The 17,315-nt window shown below is 66.6% G+C and carries 19 protein-coding genes; 5 read left to right on the top strand and 14 right to left on the bottom strand.

Features of this window, described 5'->3' with window-relative positions; all coding sequences use genetic code 11:
* Nucleotides 1-19 precede the first annotated feature (19 nt).
* A complete protein-coding gene (locus FHW64_RS12840) occupies nucleotides 20-1,570 on the bottom strand; it encodes a methyl-accepting chemotaxis protein (protein ID WP_184526684.1) in 1,551 nt (516 codons plus the stop codon).
* Between the two features lie 141 nt (nucleotides 1,571-1,711).
* On the opposite strand from FHW64_RS12840, the gene FHW64_RS12835 reads away from it, so the two are divergent.
* Nucleotides 1,712-2,044: a DUF1161 domain-containing protein gene (locus FHW64_RS12835; RefSeq protein WP_184526682.1), complete on the top strand. Its 333-nt coding sequence runs from the start codon at nucleotides 1,712-1,714 to the stop codon at nucleotides 2,042-2,044.
* Here FHW64_RS12835 and phnE (FHW64_RS12830) read toward each other — a convergent pair whose 3' ends face one another.
* The 12 genes from phnE (FHW64_RS12830) to phnG form a co-directional block, all read right to left on the bottom strand.
* Nucleotides 2,045-2,926 (bottom strand): phosphonate ABC transporter, permease protein PhnE, encoded by an 882-nt coding sequence (gene phnE, locus FHW64_RS12830; protein WP_221210322.1) that lies wholly within the window; start codon nucleotides 2,924-2,926, stop codon nucleotides 2,045-2,047.
* On the bottom strand, nucleotides 2,923-3,813 hold the full coding sequence (gene phnE, locus FHW64_RS12825) for a phosphonate ABC transporter, permease protein PhnE (RefSeq protein WP_184526680.1): 891 nt from the start codon (nucleotides 3,811-3,813) through the stop codon (nucleotides 2,923-2,925). The genes phnE (FHW64_RS12830) and phnE (FHW64_RS12825) overlap by 4 nt, the downstream gene beginning before the upstream one ends.
* Nucleotides 3,814-3,885: 72 nt before the next feature.
* Nucleotides 3,886-4,821, bottom strand: coding sequence for a phosphonate ABC transporter substrate-binding protein (phnD, locus tag FHW64_RS12820; RefSeq protein WP_184526678.1), 936 nt, complete (start codon nucleotides 4,819-4,821; stop codon nucleotides 3,886-3,888).
* 50 nt (nucleotides 4,822-4,871) lie between these two features.
* Nucleotides 4,872-5,678, bottom strand: coding sequence for a phosphonate ABC transporter ATP-binding protein (phnC, locus tag FHW64_RS12815; protein WP_221220706.1), 807 nt, complete (start codon nucleotides 5,676-5,678; stop codon nucleotides 4,872-4,874).
* Between the two features lie 91 nt (nucleotides 5,679-5,769).
* Nucleotides 5,770-6,393 (bottom strand): pyridoxamine 5'-phosphate oxidase family protein, encoded by a 624-nt coding sequence (locus FHW64_RS12810; RefSeq protein ID WP_184526674.1) that lies wholly within the window; start codon nucleotides 6,391-6,393, stop codon nucleotides 5,770-5,772.
* Nucleotides 6,390-7,529: an alpha-D-ribose 1-methylphosphonate 5-triphosphate diphosphatase gene (locus FHW64_RS12805; RefSeq protein ID WP_184526672.1), complete on the bottom strand. Its 1,140-nt coding sequence runs from the start codon at nucleotides 7,527-7,529 to the stop codon at nucleotides 6,390-6,392. The genes FHW64_RS12810 and FHW64_RS12805 overlap by 4 nt, the downstream gene beginning before the upstream one ends.
* A complete protein-coding gene (gene phnL / locus FHW64_RS12800; protein ID WP_221210321.1) occupies nucleotides 7,526-8,299 on the bottom strand; it encodes a phosphonate C-P lyase system protein PhnL in 774 nt (257 codons plus the stop codon). The genes FHW64_RS12805 and phnL overlap by 4 nt, the downstream gene beginning before the upstream one ends.
* Complete coding sequence (gene phnK / locus FHW64_RS12795; RefSeq protein ID WP_184526670.1) at nucleotides 8,296-9,099, bottom strand: phosphonate C-P lyase system protein PhnK; 804 nt, start codon at nucleotides 9,097-9,099, stop codon at nucleotides 8,296-8,298. Before phnK ends, phnL begins: the two co-directional genes overlap by 4 nt.
* Nucleotides 9,096-9,977 carry an alpha-D-ribose 1-methylphosphonate 5-phosphate C-P-lyase PhnJ gene (locus tag FHW64_RS12790; protein WP_311733312.1) on the bottom strand — a complete coding sequence of 294 codons (882 nt, stop codon included), beginning with the start codon at nucleotides 9,975-9,977 and terminating at the stop codon, nucleotides 9,096-9,098. The genes phnK and FHW64_RS12790 overlap by 4 nt, the downstream gene beginning before the upstream one ends.
* A gap of 5 nt (nucleotides 9,978-9,982) precedes the next feature.
* Nucleotides 9,983-11,101 (bottom strand): carbon-phosphorus lyase complex subunit PhnI, encoded by a 1,119-nt coding sequence (locus tag FHW64_RS12785; RefSeq protein ID WP_184526668.1) that lies wholly within the window; start codon nucleotides 11,099-11,101, stop codon nucleotides 9,983-9,985.
* Nucleotides 11,092-11,754: a phosphonate C-P lyase system protein PhnH gene (gene phnH / locus FHW64_RS12780; protein ID WP_184526666.1), complete on the bottom strand. Its 663-nt coding sequence runs from the start codon at nucleotides 11,752-11,754 to the stop codon at nucleotides 11,092-11,094. Before phnH ends, FHW64_RS12785 begins: the two co-directional genes overlap by 10 nt.
* Nucleotides 11,751-12,227 carry a phosphonate C-P lyase system protein PhnG gene (gene phnG, locus FHW64_RS12775; RefSeq protein ID WP_184526664.1) on the bottom strand — a complete coding sequence of 159 codons (477 nt, stop codon included), beginning with the start codon at nucleotides 12,225-12,227 and terminating at the stop codon, nucleotides 11,751-11,753. The genes phnH and phnG overlap by 4 nt, the downstream gene beginning before the upstream one ends.
* An 87-nt stretch (nucleotides 12,228-12,314) precedes the next feature.
* Here phnG and phnF point away from each other — a divergent pair, with 87 nt between their 5' ends.
* From phnF to FHW64_RS12755, 4 genes are read left to right on the top strand one after another with little or no spacing between them, the layout of a single operon-like run.
* Nucleotides 12,315-13,091 (top strand): phosphonate metabolism transcriptional regulator PhnF, encoded by a 777-nt coding sequence (gene phnF / locus FHW64_RS12770; protein ID WP_184526662.1) that lies wholly within the window; start codon nucleotides 12,315-12,317, stop codon nucleotides 13,089-13,091.
* Nucleotides 13,088-13,795 carry a DUF1045 domain-containing protein gene (locus tag FHW64_RS12765; RefSeq protein ID WP_184526660.1) on the top strand — a complete coding sequence of 236 codons (708 nt, stop codon included), beginning with the start codon at nucleotides 13,088-13,090 and terminating at the stop codon, nucleotides 13,793-13,795. The genes phnF and FHW64_RS12765 overlap by 4 nt, the downstream gene beginning before the upstream one ends.
* On the top strand, nucleotides 13,792-14,358 hold the full coding sequence (phnN, locus tag FHW64_RS12760) for a phosphonate metabolism protein/1,5-bisphosphokinase (PRPP-forming) PhnN (RefSeq protein ID WP_184526658.1): 567 nt from the start codon (nucleotides 13,792-13,794) through the stop codon (nucleotides 14,356-14,358). The genes FHW64_RS12765 and phnN overlap by 4 nt, the downstream gene beginning before the upstream one ends.
* 6 nt (nucleotides 14,359-14,364) lie before the next feature.
* Entirely contained in the window at nucleotides 14,365-16,095 is a 1,731-nt protein-coding gene (locus FHW64_RS12755; protein ID WP_260303792.1) for an OPT/YSL family transporter, read from the top strand.
* Nucleotides 16,096-16,105: 10 nt separating this feature from the next.
* Here the strand turns inward: FHW64_RS12755 and FHW64_RS12750 are convergent, their stop codons facing one another.
* Nucleotides 16,106-17,260 (bottom strand): M20 aminoacylase family protein, encoded by a 1,155-nt coding sequence (locus tag FHW64_RS12750; RefSeq protein WP_184527872.1) that lies wholly within the window; start codon nucleotides 17,258-17,260, stop codon nucleotides 16,106-16,108.
* Nucleotides 17,261-17,315: the final 55 nt, after the last annotated feature.

The raw sequence follows: 17,315 nt of genomic DNA, 5'->3' as shown, positions 1-17,315 counted from the left end.
AAGGGCTCCTTCAGAACGCTTAACCGATCGAACGCTGCAGCTTGAAGACACCGACCGCGCGCGACAGCTGGCTGGCCTGGTCCTGAAGCGATCCCGCCGCGGCGGACGCCTGTTCGACCAGCGCAGCGTTCTGCTGGGTCACCTGGTCCATCTGCGTGATCGCCTGGTTGATCTGCTCGATGCCCGAGGTCTGTTCCTGGCTCGCCGCGGTGATCTCACCCATGATGTCCGTCACCCGCTTCACGCTCTCGACGATCTCGTCCATCGTGCGGCCCGCTTCGGCGACCTGCTTGCTGCCTTCTTCGACCTTGCCGACCGAATCGTCGATGAGGGTCTTGATCTCCTTGGCCGCCGCTGCAGAACGCTGTGCGAGGTTGCGCACTTCGGAGGCGACCACTGCGAAGCCGCGGCCTTGTTCACCGGCGCGTGCGGCTTCAACAGCTGCATTGAGCGCAAGGATGTTGGTCTGGAACGCGATGCCGTCGATCACACCGATGATGTCGACGATCTTGCGCGAAGACGAATTGATCGAGCCCATGGTGTCGACCACTTGCGAGACGACGCTGCCACCGCGCACAGCGACTTCCGACGCAGACACCGCGAGCTGGTTGGCCTGACGCGCGTTGTCCGCGTTTTGCTTCACGGTGCTGGTGAGTTCTTCCATCGACGCAGCGGTTTCTTCGAGCGAACTCGCCTGCTGTTCGGTGCGCGACGACAAGTCCTGATTGCCCGTCGCAATCTGGCCGGACGCCGTTGTGATCGTGTCCGTTCCGGTGCGCACCTCGCCGACGATCTGGATAAGGCTTGCATTCATCTCGCTGAGTGCAAGGAGCAGCTGGCCTGTTTCATCGCGACCACCCGCCTCGATCCTGCTGGAGAGGTCACCGGCCGCTACGGTTTGCGCAGCCTCGACAGCGCTGCGCAACGGCCGCGTAATGCCAACGGACAGTCGCCATGCGCAGAAGACGCCCAGGCACAGAACGAATGCGCCGAGGCCCAACAGCAGATCCCGGCTGGCCCTGTAGCCGGCGCCGATCTGGACCACGGTCCCATCGATCGCCCGCCGCTGCATCTCGAGCAGGCGCTGCACGTTGCCCAAGTAGGTGTTGGCAACAGGGATGAACTGCTTGTCGAGAACGGCGTTCGCCTCTTCCAGCTTGCCCTCACCCTTCGTCTTCACCACGGCGTCGCGTGCTTCGAGGTACTTGGTCCGGATCTCCTGGAAGTCCTTCCACAGCGCCCTTTCCTCGTCGCTGGACAGCAGAGGCTCAAGTTGCTTCTGCATCGCTTGTGCCGCCTTCGTGGAGTTCGCGCTTTCCTCGGCGAAGTAAGGCCCGAGCGACGGATCCGAACTCTTGGCGATGGCGGTCGTCCGGCGAACGCCGATCTCCACCAGCCGATACCAGTCGCTGATGATGCGTTCCTTCGCGAGCGGCTGATTCGTGATCTCCTCGGCGGCCATGGCCGTCTCGTGCAGGCGCCATATCCCGAGCGTCGTCATCAACACCATCAACGCCAGCACAAGGCCGAATCCCATGCCCAGCCGGGCACCGATCTTCCAGTTCTTCACGGCAGTTCCTTTTTTGGCCGGCTCATCCGACCGTCTCGTGGATATCGGCAGGTCGACGAGAAAATAGAGGCCCCCTGCTGGCGACGGGCAGCGCTACACTGCCCTTCCTGGACGGACAAGCTCCTTCGAGGCAAGCATCCGATGCTGAAGCTATCCCACCTCTCCCTCGTCATATTGGCGTTTGCCGGGTCCGCGAACGCCGCCAGCAACTGCGACGACCTTCTGGCCGAGATCGACGCGAAGATTCGCAACGCGGGCGTCACGCGCTTCGCGCTCACCACGGTCGCAGCCGATGCGACGGTCAGCGGCAAGGTCGTCGGCACCTGCGAACGGGGCAGCAAGAAGATCGTCTACGAAACCGATACGCCCTCCTCCTCGCCCGGTTCATCTCCCGCCCCGCGGCGCGGCAATGACGGCATCCTGACCGAGTGCAAGGATGGTTCGGTATCGGTTGGTGGGGACTGCAGGAAGTGACTACCGCTGCCGCCCGGCGCGGCCGATCAGCGCCAGCCGGAGCTTCTCCGAGATGAAGTCGATCACCACCACGGCCACCAGGATCAGGATGACGATGAAGGTGACGACCGAGAGATTGAGCACGCGGATGTTGTCGGTCAGGTAGATGCCGATGCCGCCCGCCCCGACGATGCCGAGGATGCTCGCCGACCGGGTGTTGCTCTCGAAGAAGTAGAGCACCTGGCTGCCGATGACAGGCAGCACCTGCGGGAGGACGGCATAGCGCTGCACGTGCAGCGCGCTCCCGCCGGCGGACGTTACGCCCTCCACCGGACGGCGATCGATGTTCTCGATGGCTTCGGAAAACAGCTTGCCGAACGAGCCCACGTCCGAGCAAGCGATGGCCAGCACGCCGGCGAACGGCCCCAGGCCGACGACGTTGACCCACAGCAGGGCCCAGATCAGGATGTCGACGCCGCGTATCACGTCGATGGAACGCCGCACCGCGAAGTGCGCGAAGACATTCGGGATGACGTTGCGCGCAGCCATGAAGCCGAGCGGGAACGCAATCAACGCGGCCACGGCGGTGCCCAGAAAGGCCATCGCCAGCGTCTCGGCCATGGCTTCGAGAAACACCATTGCCTTGCCGTCCGTGGTCGGCGGAAACATGATCTGCGTGAAGTCGAGCAGGCGGCTCAACCCGCCGAGGATGCGGGCGAACGAAAAGTCCAGCACCCACATCGCAAAGACTGCCAACACGACGGCGGCGGCGCTCCAGGCAAACAGCTCGCGTGCGGCCAGCCAGCCGGGGAACAGTCCCGGCTGCTCGCGCCGCAGGCGGACCATGTCCACATCGATGACTGCGCGCCCGGAAGGCGTGTTGGCATTCATGTTGGAACTCATGCGCTTCGCTCCCGGTGCATGCTGCCGGACAAGGCATGACGCAGGCGCTCGCTGGCAAAGTCGATCAGCATCACGGTGGCAATGATCAGCAGCAGGATCGCGCTCACGTCGGTGTAATAGAACTGGCGGATCGCCACCATCAACTGCTCGCCAATGCCGCCCGCGCCGACAAAGCCCATGATCGAAGCGGCGCGCACGTTGATGTCGAAACGCAGCATGGCGTAGGACGCGAAGTTGGGCGCCACCTGCGGCAGCACGGCGTAGCGCACTGTCTGGCGCCACGAGCCGCCCGCTGCCACGATGCCATCCACCGGCTTCATATCGATGTTCTCGACCACTTCAGCGAACAGCTTGCACAAGGCGCCCGCCGTGTGCACAGCCAACGCGAGCACGCCGGCCATCGGGCCAATGCCGAAGGCCACCACGAACAGCAGCGCGAACACCATGTCCGGCACGGTGCGGCAGAACTCCGCGAGCCGGCGGACCACGAAGCGCATCCACGGCGAGGGCGTCAGGTTCGACGATGCGACGAAGCTCAGCACAAACCCGCCGAGCGCGCCGAACAGCGTGCCGAGATAGGCAATGAGCAGCGTTTCGCCGAGCAGCACCAGCCAGCGCCCCAGTCCCCAATACCACTCCTGCACGTCCTGGATCGGGTGCGCTGCGGAGATGTCCGGCGTAATGCGCTGCAGGTAGCTCATGAAGCCGCCGAGCTGCTGGACGAAGACTTGCGGCCGGACCTCCGCGATGGGTCCGGCGATGGCCGCCAGCACGACGAATACGGCCAGTCCGATCCACCAGTTGCGGCGTCGGCGAGCGGACTCCAACGCATAGGCATGCGCCCAGCTGTAGGGTTCGGGCGCGGTGGCCTGGGGCGAAGTACTCATTGATGCGTGATTGCAGAGGAGCGAACAGCAAAAGGCCCGGCACAGAGGCCGGGCCGCCGCAGGCGAAGCCTCCTACTGCTGCTTCTTGCGTTGCGCGTCGTTGTACTGGAGCATGCCGACGACCGGCTCGTAGGCCTTCGCGTCGATCGCCACCAGTTCCTGGTCTTTGCCACCCGACAGGCCATCGAAGACCTTCTTGTCCTTCTTGGGCAGATCGAGCAGGGCCTGCTTGATCTTCTGGCGCGTCTCCGCCGGCACCGATTCGAGCACCGAGAACGGGCCTTCGGGCAGCAGGTCCGACTTGAACACGACACGGAAGTCGCTCGGGCTCAGCGCCTTGCCGTTGGCGTCCTTCAGCAGGCCCTTCTCGGCGAGGCGGGTCGGCATGTTGTCGGTGGGCGAGAAGTATTCGTTGGCTGCAGCGTCGGCCGTGCCTTGTGCCAGCGCCAGGAGCGCGTTCTGGTGGCCGCCGGCGAAGAACACCTTGCCGAAGAAGCTGTCCAGGCTTGCGATGCCTTCGTTCTTCGAGAGGAAGTAGCGCGGTGCGTTGTTGCCCGACGTGGAGTTGGGGTCCACCAGCGCGAGGGTCTTGCCCTTGAGGTCCTGCACCGTCTTGTAGGGGCTGTCCGCGCGCACCCACAGTACCGAGTAGTAGCCGTTGATGCCCGTCTCATGGCGCTGGTTGACCAGCGGTTCGGTCTTCACGCCCGTCATCACGGCGCGTGCGTACGAGGCAGGGCCGTAGAACGCGATCTGGGCGTTGCCGGCGCGCTGTGCTTCGATCACGGCGGCGTAGTCATTGGCGATACGCAGTGTGACCGGAATGCCAATGGCGTCGGTCAGGTACTTGGCGAGCGGGCCGAAGCGATCGGTCGTCAACGACGCGTTCTCGATCGGGATCACCGCGAAGGTCAGTTCCTTGGGCGTGCCCTGTGCCAGCACGAAAGGCGCGGCGGTAGCGCCCGCGAGCGCTGCTGCGCCCGTGACAAAAGTACGACGTGTAACCACGATTCAGCTCCTCAAATGAACAGGAAAACGAAAAAGGGAGAAATGAAGGCTCAGGCCACCTGCGCTTGCGGCAGCAGGGTGCCCATCGACTTGCTCGCCAACTCGTGCCGGGGAACGCTCACGGCTTCATTGGCTTCGATGCCATACAGCTCGCTCGCGGCTGCGTGGGTCAATTGCTGCGGCGTGCCGTCGAACACGACGCGACCGGCGGCCATGCCGACCAGGCGGTGGCAATAGGTGCGTGCCAGGTCGAGCGAATGCAGGTTGCAGATGATGGAGATGCCGTACTGCTGGTTGATGCGTTGCAGCGTTTCCATCACCACCACCGCGTTGCGCGGATCGAGCGAGGCCGTGGGTTCGTCGGCCAGGATGATGCGTGGCTCTTGCACCAGCGCACGGGCGATGGCCACCCGTTGCTGCTGCCCGCCCGAGAGGTTCTCCGCGCGGCGTGCGGCGAGGTTGCCGATCTCGAACTGTTCCAACACCGAGAACGCCACGGCGCGATCGCGCTCCGGCCACAGGCCAAGCAGCGTCGCCATCGTGCCGGCACGATTCAGGCGGCCCATCATCACGTTGGTCAGCACATCGAGCCGGCCCACGAGATTGAACTGCTGGAACACCATTGCGCACTCGGAGCGCCATCCGCGCAGGGCCTTGCCCTTGAGCGCGGTGACGTCACGACCGTCGAAGCTGATGCGCCCCGAAGTCGTTGCCTGCAAGCGGTTGATCATGCGCAGCAACGTAGATTTGCCGGCGCCCGAACGCCCAATGACACCGACGAAGCTGCCTGGCTCCACGGTGAGATTCACGTCAGCCACAGCGGTCTTTTCACCGAAACGGCAACTGACTCCGGTCATCGTCAACATTGGCGGTCACTTTGATTCAACTGCAGTAACTGTAGAAACGTTACAAGGCAAACACGTGACAGCCATGCGCATCGGAGCCCAATCAGTAGAGCGTTCGTCGCTGTCGCTCCGGCATTTCGCGATCGTAGGCAGGGCCATCGATGCGCTCGCCGCTCAACGTCTGGAGGATGTTGCCGATGCTCGGCAGCGAGGCGCGCTCCACCTTGCCCGCCTCTCCCCAGAGGCCTGACCGGATCACCGCACGGCCGCACTGGAAGAAGACTTTGTCCACCGCGATGACCAGCACCGAACGCGGTTCGGTGCCGTCGTGCGCACAACGCGCGAGCAACCCAGGCGCCACGCTGATGCGTGCACGGCCCATGACCCGCAGCGTCTCGTTGCAACCAGGGATGAGAAACAGCAGGCTCACGTCCGGATGCGCCACCACGTTGCGCAGGCTGTCGATGCGGTTGTTGCCCCGCCGGTCGGGCAGCAGCAACGTGCGTTCGTCGGCGATTTGCACGAAGCCGGGCGCATCGCCACGCGGCGAGCTGTCGAGCCCGTCCGGGCTGCGCGTGCCCAGAACGACGAAGGGCGATGCCTCGATGAACGGCCGATACAGCGGGTGGATGTGGTCCACCTCCTTGGCCAGCGACGTATCGCCGGGCAGGTCGGAATAGACCTCGCGCAGAGCTTCCAGGCTGGTGATCAGGTGCGACTCTTTCATGCGACTCGCCTTCCGCGCGACCAGACCTCGCGCACCGCCGGCGAACTGCCGACCTGGCGCACGCGAAGCACGTCGGCACGCAGACCCTGCGCGATGCGGCCTCGATCATGCAAGCCGCTCGCAAGTGCCGGGCCCTTGCTGACGATGGCCACGGCCTGCGGCATCGTGCATGCGCCCTCTTCCGCAAGCCGCCAGGCGGCCTGCAGGAGGCTGGCGGGCACGTAGTCCGACGAGAGACTGTCGACCAGGCCTTCGCGCGCCAGGTCCATCGCCGCCGCGTTGCCCGAGTGCGAGCCGCCGCGCACTACGTTCGGCGCGCCCATGACGGTCGACAGCCCCAACGCACGAGCGCGACGCGCCGCTTCGAGCGTGGTCGGAAACTCGCTCATCGACGCGCCCATGCGATGTGCCTCTTCCACGTGCTCGGCCGTGGTGTCGTCGTGCGTGGCGAGCGAGATCTCCTGCGTGCGCGCGAAGTCGGCGAACCAGCGGCGATTGGGTTCGGCGTAGAGCGCCTGTCGCTCAGGCGCGATGCGTACCTCTTCGGCGAACTTGGCGTCGCTCCATCCCTTCTTGCCCGTGTAGTAGACGCGGGCATGCTCCAGGTTGTGCCATTGGCGCTGGCCCGGCGTGTGGTCCATCAGCGAGATCAGACGCAGCCGGCGGTGCCGGGAAAAGGGCTCGAACAGTTCACGCGCATTGGCAGCGGGCAGTTCGCAGCGGATGTGGATGAAGTGATCGGCGCGCAGCGTGCCTGCTTCGTCCAGCGTGTCGAGCACCCGCAGCAGATCGCTCTGGTCGTGCGAGCGGAAGCCGTCGCCGTAGGGGTCGCCAACGCCGATCGCGTCGAGGACCGTGGTGATGCCGTTCGCGGCCATCTCCGCGTCGTGCGCCTGCACCGCGGACTGCATCGGGAACCTCACCTTGGGGCGCGGCATCACGTGCCGCTCGAGGTTGTCGGTGTGCACCTCCACCAGGCCGGGCAGCAGCCAGTCGCCGTTCCAGTCGAGTGCGCCGGGCTGCGTGCTGGCGCCATGGCCGACGGCGGTGATGCGCCCCTCGTTGATGCAGACGTGGCCCGAGATGACTTCGTCATCGAGCACGATGCGGGCGTTGTGGATTACGGTTTCTGTCATCGTGTGGTTTCCAGTTCGGCAGATGCCGCGGGCAGCGTGACGCAGCGGGTCGCGACGGCGTCGCGCACCTCTTCGTCGTGAAAGATACCGATCACGGTGGCACCTCGCGTCTTGGCTTCGTGGATCAGCTGGATCACCACGCGGCGATTGGCGGCGTCGAGCGACGCGGTCGGCTCATCGAGCAAAAGCAGGTCGGACGGGAGGATGAACCCCCGCGCGATGTTCACGCGTTGCTGCTCGCCACCCGAGAAGGTCGCGGGCGGGAGTTGCCACAGCGCGCGCGGTAGGTTGAGGCGCTCGAAAAGCGCGGCCACTTCCTCGCGAGCCGCTTCCTGCGCGGCTTGCCAGGCGTCGGTTTGTCCCAGGTCGGCGGTGACTGGATGCGCCTGCAGAAGCCGCTCGGCCACCACGTCGATGGCCGGCACGCGCGGCACGGCGCGCAGGAACTGGCTCACGTAGGCAATGGCGCGTTCGCGCAGGCCGATGATCTGCTGCGGGGTGGCGCGCGCCATGTCGATTTCGCCGCCGTCGGTGCGCAGCAGGATCGAACCGCTGTCGACGCCGTAGTTTCCGTACAGGCACTTGATGAGCGTCGACTTGCCTTGCCCCGACGCGCCGACGAGTGCCACGCATTCGCCGGCCGCAGCGTCGAGATCGACGCCGTGCAGCACGGGTAGGTCGCGGCCGTCACGCAGGTGAAGGGTGAAGTGCTTGCGCACGCCGCGCACGCGCAGCGTCGGCAGATCGGCTGAATCTGATTCGTGGGTCATGGCGTCACGACGGAAGAAACGAGCAGTTGGGTATAGGGATGGCGAGGGTCGTCGAGCACGCGGTCGGTCAGGCCATGCTCGACGATGTGGCCCTCTCGCATGACGAGCGTGCGATGCGCCAAGAGCCGCGCCACGCCGAGGTCGTGGGTGACCACGACGGCGGACACGTGCATGCGCGCCACCAGCAGGCGGATCAGGTCGAGCAGCTTGGCCTGAACGGAAACGTCGAGCCCGGTGGTGGGCTCGTCCATCAGCACGAGTCGCGGCCGGGTCACGAGGTTGCGGGCGATCTGCAGGCGCTGGCGCATGCCGCCGGAGAAGTTGCGCGGTGATTCGTCGATGCGCCCGGCATCGAGCTCCACACGCGACATCCAGCTTGCCGCCGTCTCGCGCAGCTTGCCGTAGTGCCGGTCGCCCAGGCCCATGAGCCGTTCACCAATGTTGGCGCCCGCGCTGACGCCCATGCGCAGGCCGGCGGTGGCTTGTTGCTCCACGAAGCCCCATTCGGTGCGCGCCAGCAGGCGGCGCCGACGTTCGGGCATGGCGTGAACGTCGAGCCATTCGCCCTGCGCATCGCGATACCGGACGCTGCCTTCGCGCGGCGTCAATCGGCCGGCCATGCAGTTGAGCAAGGTGGTCTTGCCCGATCCGGATTCACCGACGACCGCAAGCACTTCACCCGGAAACAGCTCCAGCGTGGCCTGACTCACGGCGTCGCGCCCGAGGCCGTCGCTCGGGAACCTGAAGCACAGCGAGTCGACACGCAGAAGCGGCGTGGCTTTGTCCTGGCCGGCGTTCATGGTTGCGCTCCGGCGCGCTGCTGCTCGCACCAGTCGGTGTCCGAGCAGGTCCACAAGGTGCTTCCGTCCTCATGGGCGATCTCGTCGAGATAGCTCGTGGTGCAGCCGCACAGTGCGCACGTATGACCCTGCGTCTTGACGCTGAAGGGATGGTCCTCGAAGTCAAGGCTCTGCACCGAGGTATAGGGCGGGATGGCGTACAGACGCTTTTCGCGTCCAGCGCCGAACAACTGCAATGCGGGCATCTGATCCATCTTCGGGTTGTCGAAAGCGGGAATGGGCGACGGGGACGTGATGTAGCGGCCGTTCACGCGCACCGGGTAGTCGGAGGTGGTCTCGACATGGCCCCACTGTGCGATGTCTTCGTAGAGCTTGACGTTCATCAGCCCGTATTCCTCGACCGCGTGGAGTGCGAGCGTTTCGGCGCGTCGCGGCTCCAGCTTGTAGAGCGGCTCCGGCTGCGGCACCTGATAGACCATGATCTGCCCTTCGCGCAGCGGCGTCTCGGGAATGCGGTGGCGCGTCTGGATGACGGTGGCACGCGCGGTCTGCGTGGTGGTCTCCACGTTGGTCACCCGCGCGAAGAACTCGCGAATGTTCACGGCGTTGGTCGTGTCGTCAGAACCCTGGTCGATCACCTTGAGCACGTCGCCCTGGCCGATGACCGCGGCCGTCACCTGGATGCCGCCGGTGCCCCATCCATAGGCCAGCGGCATCTCGCGCGAACCGAAGGGCACCTGATGGCCCGGAATGGCGACTGCCTTGAGCAACGCGCGGCGCAGCATGCGCTTGGTTCGCTCGTCGAGATAGGCGTAGTTGTAGCCTTCGACCGGCATGTCGGCCTGTGCGGCCTCGACGCGATCGGATGCGGTTGTCATGTCCATCAGCGGGCCTCCTCGGCTGCAGCGCCATCGATGCGTGCTTCGCGCTCGGCGCGGAGCTGCCGGATCAATTGCAATTCGGATTCGAAAGTCACGTAGTGCGGCAACTTCAGATGCTGCACGAACCCCGAGGCTTCGACGCTGTCGCCTTGCGCGAGCACGAACTCCTGGTCTTGCGCCGGGGCCTCTGCCAGTTCGTCGAACTCGTCGGTGCGTAGCGCGCGGTCGACCAGCGACACTGCCATCGCCTTGCGCTCCCCATGGCCGAACACCAGCCCATAGCCGCGCGTGAACTGCGGCGGCGCGCCGTCGCTGCCCGCGAACTGGTTGACCATCTGGCACTCGGTCAGCTCCACCTCGCCGATCTCGATCGGGAAGTCGAGTTCGTCCGGCACCAGGCTGACGGTCACCGCGCCGAAGCGCACATCACCGACAAAGGGATGGCTGTGCGCGTAGCCACGCTGGGTCGAATAGCCCATGCCCAGCACCCAGCCTTCATCGGCACGCGCCAGCATCTGCAGGCGGCCGGCGCGCGACAGCGGGTAGCGCGGCGGATCACGCGTGATGTCCGGCGGCACCGGATCGCCGTCCGATGGGATCGCAGGTTCGACGAGGTTCTGCGCGGAGAGGGTGTCGAGTGCGTTGGGAATCTCTTCGGCCTCGGCATCCGGTCCCTGGGGGTTGGCGTTCGCCGGGACGGCATCCGGGTTCGACGGCCGCAGCAGCGAGAAGTCCAGCAGGCGCTGCGTGTAGTCGTAGCTCGGGCCGAGGACCTGGCCGCCCGGCAAGTCCTTAAAGATAGCCGACACCCGGCGTTTCGCACGCATGGCATCGGTATCGACCGGCTCGGTATAGGCCACGCGGGGCAGCGTTGTGCGGTAGGCGCGCAGCAGAAACGCGGCTTCGACCGCGTCGCCCTGCGCCTGCACCAGCGCCAGCGCGGCGAGTTCGGGGTCGTAGAGCGAGGCCTCGGCCATGACGCGGCTCACCGCGAGGCCCATCTGCGACTGCACCTGCGCCACCAGCAGCGGCGGCAACGCCGGGTCACCACGGCGGGCTGCAGCCACGAGGGCGCGTGAGGCAGCAATGGCGCGCTCGCCTCCTTTGACGGCTATATACATGGCGGGGTCTCCAATGCCAGCAAGGTGGAACGTGGAATGGCGGCAACATGATCGCCGCTGCACAGCAGCAGGTCGATTCCACGGGGAAATGCATCGCCCTGCTGGGCGCGCCAGCGCCACAGCGCCGGCAGGCTGCCGCGTACGCTCAGCACGGATTGGGTCTGCACGCCGGGGCCCCGCGCGCGAAGCACCTGCACCTCGCCCTTCTGGGCGTGCATCGCAAGGCCGTCGACATCGAGGACCAGCGTGGCGCCGTCCTGCGGTGCCGTGTCGCTGCCTTGCTGCATGCGCTCGCACGACTCGCCGTCGACATGGCTGCCGCGCCCATACGCGAACTGGCTCTGATCGAGCGAAACCGTCCGCACGCCGCAGTGGAAGCGGAAGTAGCCAGCCAAGGCGGACGCATCCTGCGGGCCGGCGAAATGCACGCTGCTCTCGGCGTCGAGCAGCGTCAACAGGCTGACGGTGGCCGCGATCGACATCGCGTGCCCGTCGCTCACGCTGGGCGGCTGAACGCCCGCGATGGCCGCCGGCGGCAAGGAATAGACGCGCCCCGGGTGCGACATCGCGGCAAGCAGCACCCGGAAGGTCTGCTGTGCGCCGTGAACGGGATGTTCCCAGGCCAGGCCCAGGTCCGACAGAACTGCGCTCACGACGAGGCCTCCGGTTGCAGGTTGAAGAAGTGCACGCGGCTGGTGGCCGTCTCGCGCTGCTCGCTGGCGCGCAGGCGGGCAGATTCAGCCGCCAGCGGGGCGATGACGTCGGCTTGCAGCGCATCGTGCCAGCGGGGGTGCTGCAGCAGTGCGTCCAGACGCGCGATCCAGTCCACGCGCTCTGGATCGCGGCCGAGGACATAGCCGATGCCAATGCTCGCGGTCTCGCCGTCGCGATGACGCACGACACAGCGTGTAATGGTGGCTTCGCCGACGTTGAAGCGGTCGCCCTTGTTGCCGATGCGGCCGCGGAGCATGGCCAGCCCGATTTCTGGAGCGCGCAATACTTCGAAGTGAAGCGAAGGCAAGGATTCGACATGGCGCTTCAGCAGGTCGCGCGGCGCATGCGCCAGCACGGCCAGCCATCTGGCGCGAGCCGGCGGCGTGGGGGGTGGGGAGTGAGGGAAGGTCATGTGGATGTCATCTAGATGACTCAAGATACTACGCACTTTGACAGGCCGACGTGACAGTTTGTTGACCCAACGAAAATTTCCATTGAAATGACAACACCAACGCCATCGAGCGACATCCCCGGCCCTGCTCTCGCAGCCGCCACCTCCGACCTCCGTCGCTGGGAGCTCATCGCCGACACCCTGCGCGCCGACATCACCGCAGGACGCCTCGCCCCAGGCCAGCGCCTGCCGAACGAACAGGTGCTCGCCCAGCGCTTCGACGTCAACAGGCACACCCTGCGCCAGGCCATGCAGGCCCTCATGCGAGAAGGCTTCGTGCAGGTGCGCCACGGCGCGGGCACCTTCGTGCGCGAGCTGGTTCTGGACTACGCCTTGCAACGGCGCACCCGGCTGACCGAGAGCGTGGCCGATGCCGGCGAACGTGCGGCGCGCGAGATCCTCGAGCACCATGAGGCAGAGGCGGCGCCTTGGTCGAAAGAGCTTCGCGTGCCTTCGAAGAGCCGGGTGATCGTGCTTACCACGCTCGCCTCCGTGCGTGGCAGGCCGGTCGGCCTGAGCATCGGCGCCTATCCGCTGCCCCGGTTCGAGGGACTGGCCGAACGGGTGGCCGAACTCGGGAGCTTCACGCCGGCGCTCGAGGCGCTGGGCGTGCGCGACTACACGCGTGCGAAGAGCGTCGTGTCGGCCCGCCTGCCCACGGCGCTGGAGGCAGATCGACTGGCGAGATCCGCGGGACAGCCTGTGCTGGTGGTCAACTCCGTCGATGTCGATGCGCAAGGCACGCCCATCCGATCGGGCATCACCCTCTTTGCCGCAGACGCCGTGCAACTGACCGTGCGCCCTGACGAAGGCTCGAAGGCATGACACCGGGCAACGAACGCTACGCCATCTACTGGGCGCCCGATCCTGCCCATCCCTTGTGGGCCGCCGGGTGCGACTGGCTCGGGCGCGATCCATCGCAGGGGGCGGGGACAGGGCTCGAATCGCAGCGCCCGAATGTCTCCGCGCCCGCACGCTACGGCTTCCATGCCACCCTGAAAGCGCCCATCCGCCTGGCGGCCGGGAGGTCGTTCGAGGACCTGCGGCGCGCTGCTGCCGCAGTGGCGAAGCGGCATCGCGTCTTCGAGATGCCCACACTCCACGTCGCGTGGCTGCAGGACTTCGTCGCGTTGCGCCCTGTGGCACCGCTGAACGCGGCACATCCTCTGAGGCAACTGGCCGACGCCTGTGTCGGCGAACTCGACGAATTTCGCGCGCCTGCACCTGCCAACGAAACGGCGCGCCGCGCGGCGGAAGCCACCGACGCAGACGCGCCCGCCCTCGCGCTGCTCGCACGCTGGGGCTACACGCATGTGTTCGACGGCTGGCGCTTTCACATGACCCTGAGCGACCGCTTCGACGATCGGGACTCTGACGCAGCGAAGCACTTCGAACGCGACGCATGCGCCTGGTTCTCGCGCAGCCTGGCGCAGCCACTGCATTGCACCGCCCTGTGCATCTTCCACGAGCCCGCCGCCGGCGCGCCGTTTCGCCTGATCGAGCGGCTGCCTCTGGAGGGCGCGGCATGAAGGGCACCCACGCCGAGGTGCCGCACAGCGAACGTCTGCTGGTGGTCGTCGGCCCCTCCGGCGCCGGCAAGGACACAGTGATGACCGCGTGGCGGCAGCGAGCCACGGAACTGGGCAAGCGCCTGCACATCGCCCAACGTGCCATCACGCGTCCGGCGCACGCCGGAGGCGAGGCGCACGAGGCCCTTTCCCATGAGCACTGGCAAGCCGAATGCGATGGCGGTGCCTTCGCGATGCACTGGCGCGCCAACGGTCTGGCCTACGGTGTGCGGATGCGCGAATTGCAGGCGCTGGCGGCAGGCACCGTCCTCCTCAACGGCTCGCGGGCAGCACTGCCGGCCATTCGCGCGAGTGCGCCCCGCTGCCGTGTGGTCCAGATCACGGCCAGCGCAGCGGTGCTGGCACAGCGTCTGCAGGCCCGCGGACGCGAAGATCCGAAGGCGATCGAACACCGCCTGGCACGAACGGCGCTGGTGCCGGCCGACTTCACGCTGGCAAACGATGGGTCGGTGGTGGAAAGCGTGGCAGCACTGATGCGGTGGTGGGATGCGCCGATGAGTTAGCACGCCATGGAACGGAACCCGAACCTGCGCTGGCGCTGGCTGCCCGTAGAAGGCAGTTGGCGATACCACCTGCTGCTCGCGGTGGCAGGCATGCTCGTACTCGGCCCACTGGCAGGTGTCACCGCGGCCTACATGAACTTCTCGCTCGGCTTCTTCGTGGGCGGGCAGGTGCTTGCGGGGCTGCTGGGGTCCGCGGTCACTGCGGGCTACGGCGCGGCGGGTCGCCACGGTGCGAACTACATCCAGACGGCCGCTGCCTCCGTTGCAAGCATGAGCGGACTCGGCGTGCTGCTGCAGGCCATGGCCTGGATGGGGCTGCCGCAGCCACCGGCCTGGCAGATGGTGCTGTACCTCACCTGCGTCGGCATGTTCGGCGTCGGCGTGGGCATGCTCTACACGCCGGTGCTGGTGGATCGCATGCGGCTGACCTTTCCGTCGGGGCTGGCCGTCGCGAACATCCTCCGGGCGCTGACCGATCCGGATCTGCTGCGCCGATCGGTCAAGCAACTCGGCAGCGGCGCAGTCGTCGGGCTGGTCTCGGGGCTCGCAACGACGCGCCTCCCTCTGCTTGGGGCGATCGAGCTCTCGGCATCCACGTTCGGCGCGGGCTTGGTGATCGGCGCACGCATCGGCATCCCGGCGGTGGTGGGCGGATTGATCGGCGTCGCGCTCAAGCCCCACTTCGTGAGCATCGGCTGGCTGCAGCCGGGCGACCCGCCGCGCAAGATCATGTTCCTCATCGCGCTCGGCGCAATCATGGGCGCGGCGCTGATCGACCTCGCGCTGATCTTCGCGCGGGCCTTGCCGCATGCGCGGCGTGAAGCGGCAGCCAGTGCGCCTGCGCCCGCGGTCAATGACTGGAAGCGGGTGAACATCGTGCGCCTCGTGCTGTGGGTGCTGTTCTGGGGAATTGCCACCGTCGTCTGCGGCCACTTGCTGCTGGGGCAGCCGGTGTTCTATCTCGCGGTGGCCGTCGCGCTGGTGTTCCTCTTCGCGCTGGTGAACGGCATCTCGGTGGGCATCAGCGATTCGAATCCGATCTCGTCGGCCTTCGTGGTCACGGTGATCATCCTGGCCGCGCTGGGCCTGCGCGATCCCGGCGTGGGCCTCATGGCCGGTGCGGTTCTGCTGGTCGCGACCAGCGTCGCCTGCGACATGCAGCAAGACCGCTCCACCGGCTGGCGGCTCGGCACGCCGCGCGTCCTGCAGTTCCGCTACCAGGTGCTGGGCATCCTGATGGGCGCGACGATGGCGGTGGTCTTCGCACGGCTCTTCATGGCCGCGTATCCGGTGCTGCTGCAGGACCAGACCGTGATGAAGGCCGACCAGCAGCCCACCGAATGGGCATCGGCCATGACGTACAAGCTCGTGGGCGTGCTGCGCGGGCTGACCGATGCGATGCCCTACCAGCGCACCGCCATCGCGATCGGCGTCGCAGCCGGCGCATTGATCGAGGTGCTGCGCAAGTGGCTGCGCCCGCGCAGCTTCGTGCTTGACGCGATCGTCCTGCCTTCGCCCTACGCGCTTTCGTTCGGCGGCTTCGTCAACCTGCCGACCTCGCTCTGGCTCGGTGCGGGCGGCGTGGTCGGCAGCCTGCTCGGTGCGCGCACTTCCAGACGCAAGGACCTGCCGCAGGACATGGGCAGCGCCTCGCTGTTCGGCGGCGGCCTGATCGCCGGCGACGCTCTGGCAGCCGTCGGGATCGGTATTGCAAGCCTGCTCGCGGCCTTGGTCTAGCGGCCGGGGGCTACGGTGTCAGATAGCTCTCCGCCAGCAGGGCCCAGTAGGCTGCCCCGATCGGCAGGTTGCTGTCGTTGAAGTCGTACCCGGGGTTGTGGACCATGCACCCGCCGTGCTCGCCGCCGCGCCCATTGCCGATCATCAAGTAGCAGCCGGGCCGCTTCTCCAGCATGAAGGCGAAGTCTTCGCTGCCGGTCACCGGCGCTGCCTGCATCTCGACATGGGCGTCGCCGACCAACTGGCGGCCGATGCTGCGCGCGAAGTCGGTTTCCTCCGGCGTGTTCACGAGCACCGCATAGCCCGGGCGGAAGTCGATCTCGGCGCGCACGCCGAAGCTCTCGGCCTGCGCATTCACCACCGCCTTGAGACGCTGTTCAAGCAGCGCGCGCGTCTCGCGGGTGAGCGCGCGCATGCTGATCTCCAGCGTCGCAGTCTGCGGGATCACGTTGTTGGCCTTGCCGCTGTGGATCGCGCCCACGGTGACGATCGCCACCTGCTGCGGATCGGCGTTGCGCGAGACCAGTGTCTGCAGCGCCATGACGATGCTCGCGGCAGCGACGATCGGATCGCGCGCGTGGTGCGGCATCGCCCCGTGTCCGCCCACGCCGTGCAGCGTGACGGTGGCGTAGTCGGACGAGGCCATGGTCGGCCCGTCGCGGAAGGCAAGATCGCCCTGCCTGCGGCCGGGCATGTTGTGCATCGCGAAGATGGCGTCGCAGGGGTACTTGTCGAACAGGCCGTCATCCATCATGCGCACCGCGCCGCCCATGCCTTCCTCGGCCGGCTGGAAGATGAGGTTGAGCGTGCCCGAGAAGTCGCCTTCGGTCGCGAGGTACTGTGCAGCACCCAGCAGCATCGCAGTGTGTCCGTCGTGGCCGCAGGCGTGCATGATGCCGGGCCGCCGGCTGCTGTAGGCAAGTCCGGTCTTCTCCTCGATGGGCAGCGCGTCCATGTCGGCGCGAATGCCGATGCTCCTGCCGCCGCTGCCGCGCGAGATGCGACCGACGACACCAGTGCCGCCGAGGCCGCGCTCGACCTCGTAGCCCCACCTCTGCAGGCGCTCGGCCACCAGCGCGCTGGTGCCGTGTTCCTCGAAGCCAAGCTCGGGGTTCTGGTGGATGGTCTGCCGCACGGTGACGAATTCGCTCGCGTGGTCGCGCATGTACTGCAGGTAGTGTTCGGGGCGCTTAGGCACAGGTTCTCCTTCAAGATCGATG

It is taken from the genome of Variovorax sp. Sphag1AA, assembly GCF_014192575.1.
Taxonomy (GTDB): Bacteria; Pseudomonadota; Gammaproteobacteria; order Burkholderiales; family Burkholderiaceae_C; genus Variovorax.
Note: the sequence above shows the minus strand (reverse complement) of the source record. Positions and strands in the feature narration are given on the sequence as shown.

Excerpts from the sequence above, each read along its gene's own strand:
- phnK (WP_184526670.1), bottom strand. The coding sequence starts at position 9,099 with ATGAACGCCGGCCAGGACAAAGCCACGCCGCTTCTGCGTGTCGACTCG.
- phnF (WP_184526662.1), top strand. The coding sequence starts at position 12,315 with ATGACAACACCAACGCCATCGAGCGACATCCCCGGCCCTGCTCTCGCA.
- FHW64_RS12755 (WP_260303792.1), top strand. The coding sequence starts at position 14,365 with ATGGAACGGAACCCGAACCTGCGCTGGCGCTGGCTGCCCGTAGAAGGC.
- FHW64_RS12835 (WP_184526682.1), top strand. The coding sequence starts at position 1,712 with ATGCTGAAGCTATCCCACCTCTCCCTCGTCATATTGGCGTTTGCCGGG.
- FHW64_RS12790 (WP_311733312.1), bottom strand. The coding sequence starts at position 9,977 with ATGACAACCGCATCCGATCGCGTCGAGGCCGCACAGGCCGACATGCCG.
- FHW64_RS12765 (WP_184526660.1), top strand. The coding sequence starts at position 13,088 with ATGACACCGGGCAACGAACGCTACGCCATCTACTGGGCGCCCGATCCT.
- phnN (WP_184526658.1), top strand. The coding sequence starts at position 13,792 with ATGAAGGGCACCCACGCCGAGGTGCCGCACAGCGAACGTCTGCTGGTG.
- FHW64_RS12810 (WP_184526674.1), bottom strand. The coding sequence starts at position 6,393 with ATGAAAGAGTCGCACCTGATCACCAGCCTGGAAGCTCTGCGCGAGGTC.
- phnE (WP_184526680.1), bottom strand. The coding sequence starts at position 3,813 with ATGAGTACTTCGCCCCAGGCCACCGCGCCCGAACCCTACAGCTGGGCG.
- phnL (WP_221210321.1), bottom strand. The coding sequence starts at position 8,299 with ATGACCCACGAATCAGATTCAGCCGATCTGCCGACGCTGCGCGTGCGC.
- FHW64_RS12750 (WP_184527872.1), bottom strand. The coding sequence starts at position 17,260 with ATGCGCGACCACGCGAGCGAATTCGTCACCGTGCGGCAGACCATCCAC.
- FHW64_RS12785 (WP_184526668.1), bottom strand. The coding sequence starts at position 11,101 with ATGTATATAGCCGTCAAAGGAGGCGAGCGCGCCATTGCTGCCTCACGC.
- phnC (WP_221220706.1), bottom strand. The coding sequence starts at position 5,678 with ATGACCGGAGTCAGTTGCCGTTTCGGTGAAAAGACCGCTGTGGCTGAC.
- phnG (WP_184526664.1), bottom strand. The coding sequence starts at position 12,227 with ATGACCTTCCCTCACTCCCCACCCCCCACGCCGCCGGCTCGCGCCAGA.
- FHW64_RS12805 (WP_184526672.1), bottom strand. The coding sequence starts at position 7,529 with ATGACAGAAACCGTAATCCACAACGCCCGCATCGTGCTCGATGACGAA.
- phnE (WP_221210322.1), bottom strand. The coding sequence starts at position 2,926 with ATGAGTTCCAACATGAATGCCAACACGCCTTCCGGGCGCGCAGTCATC.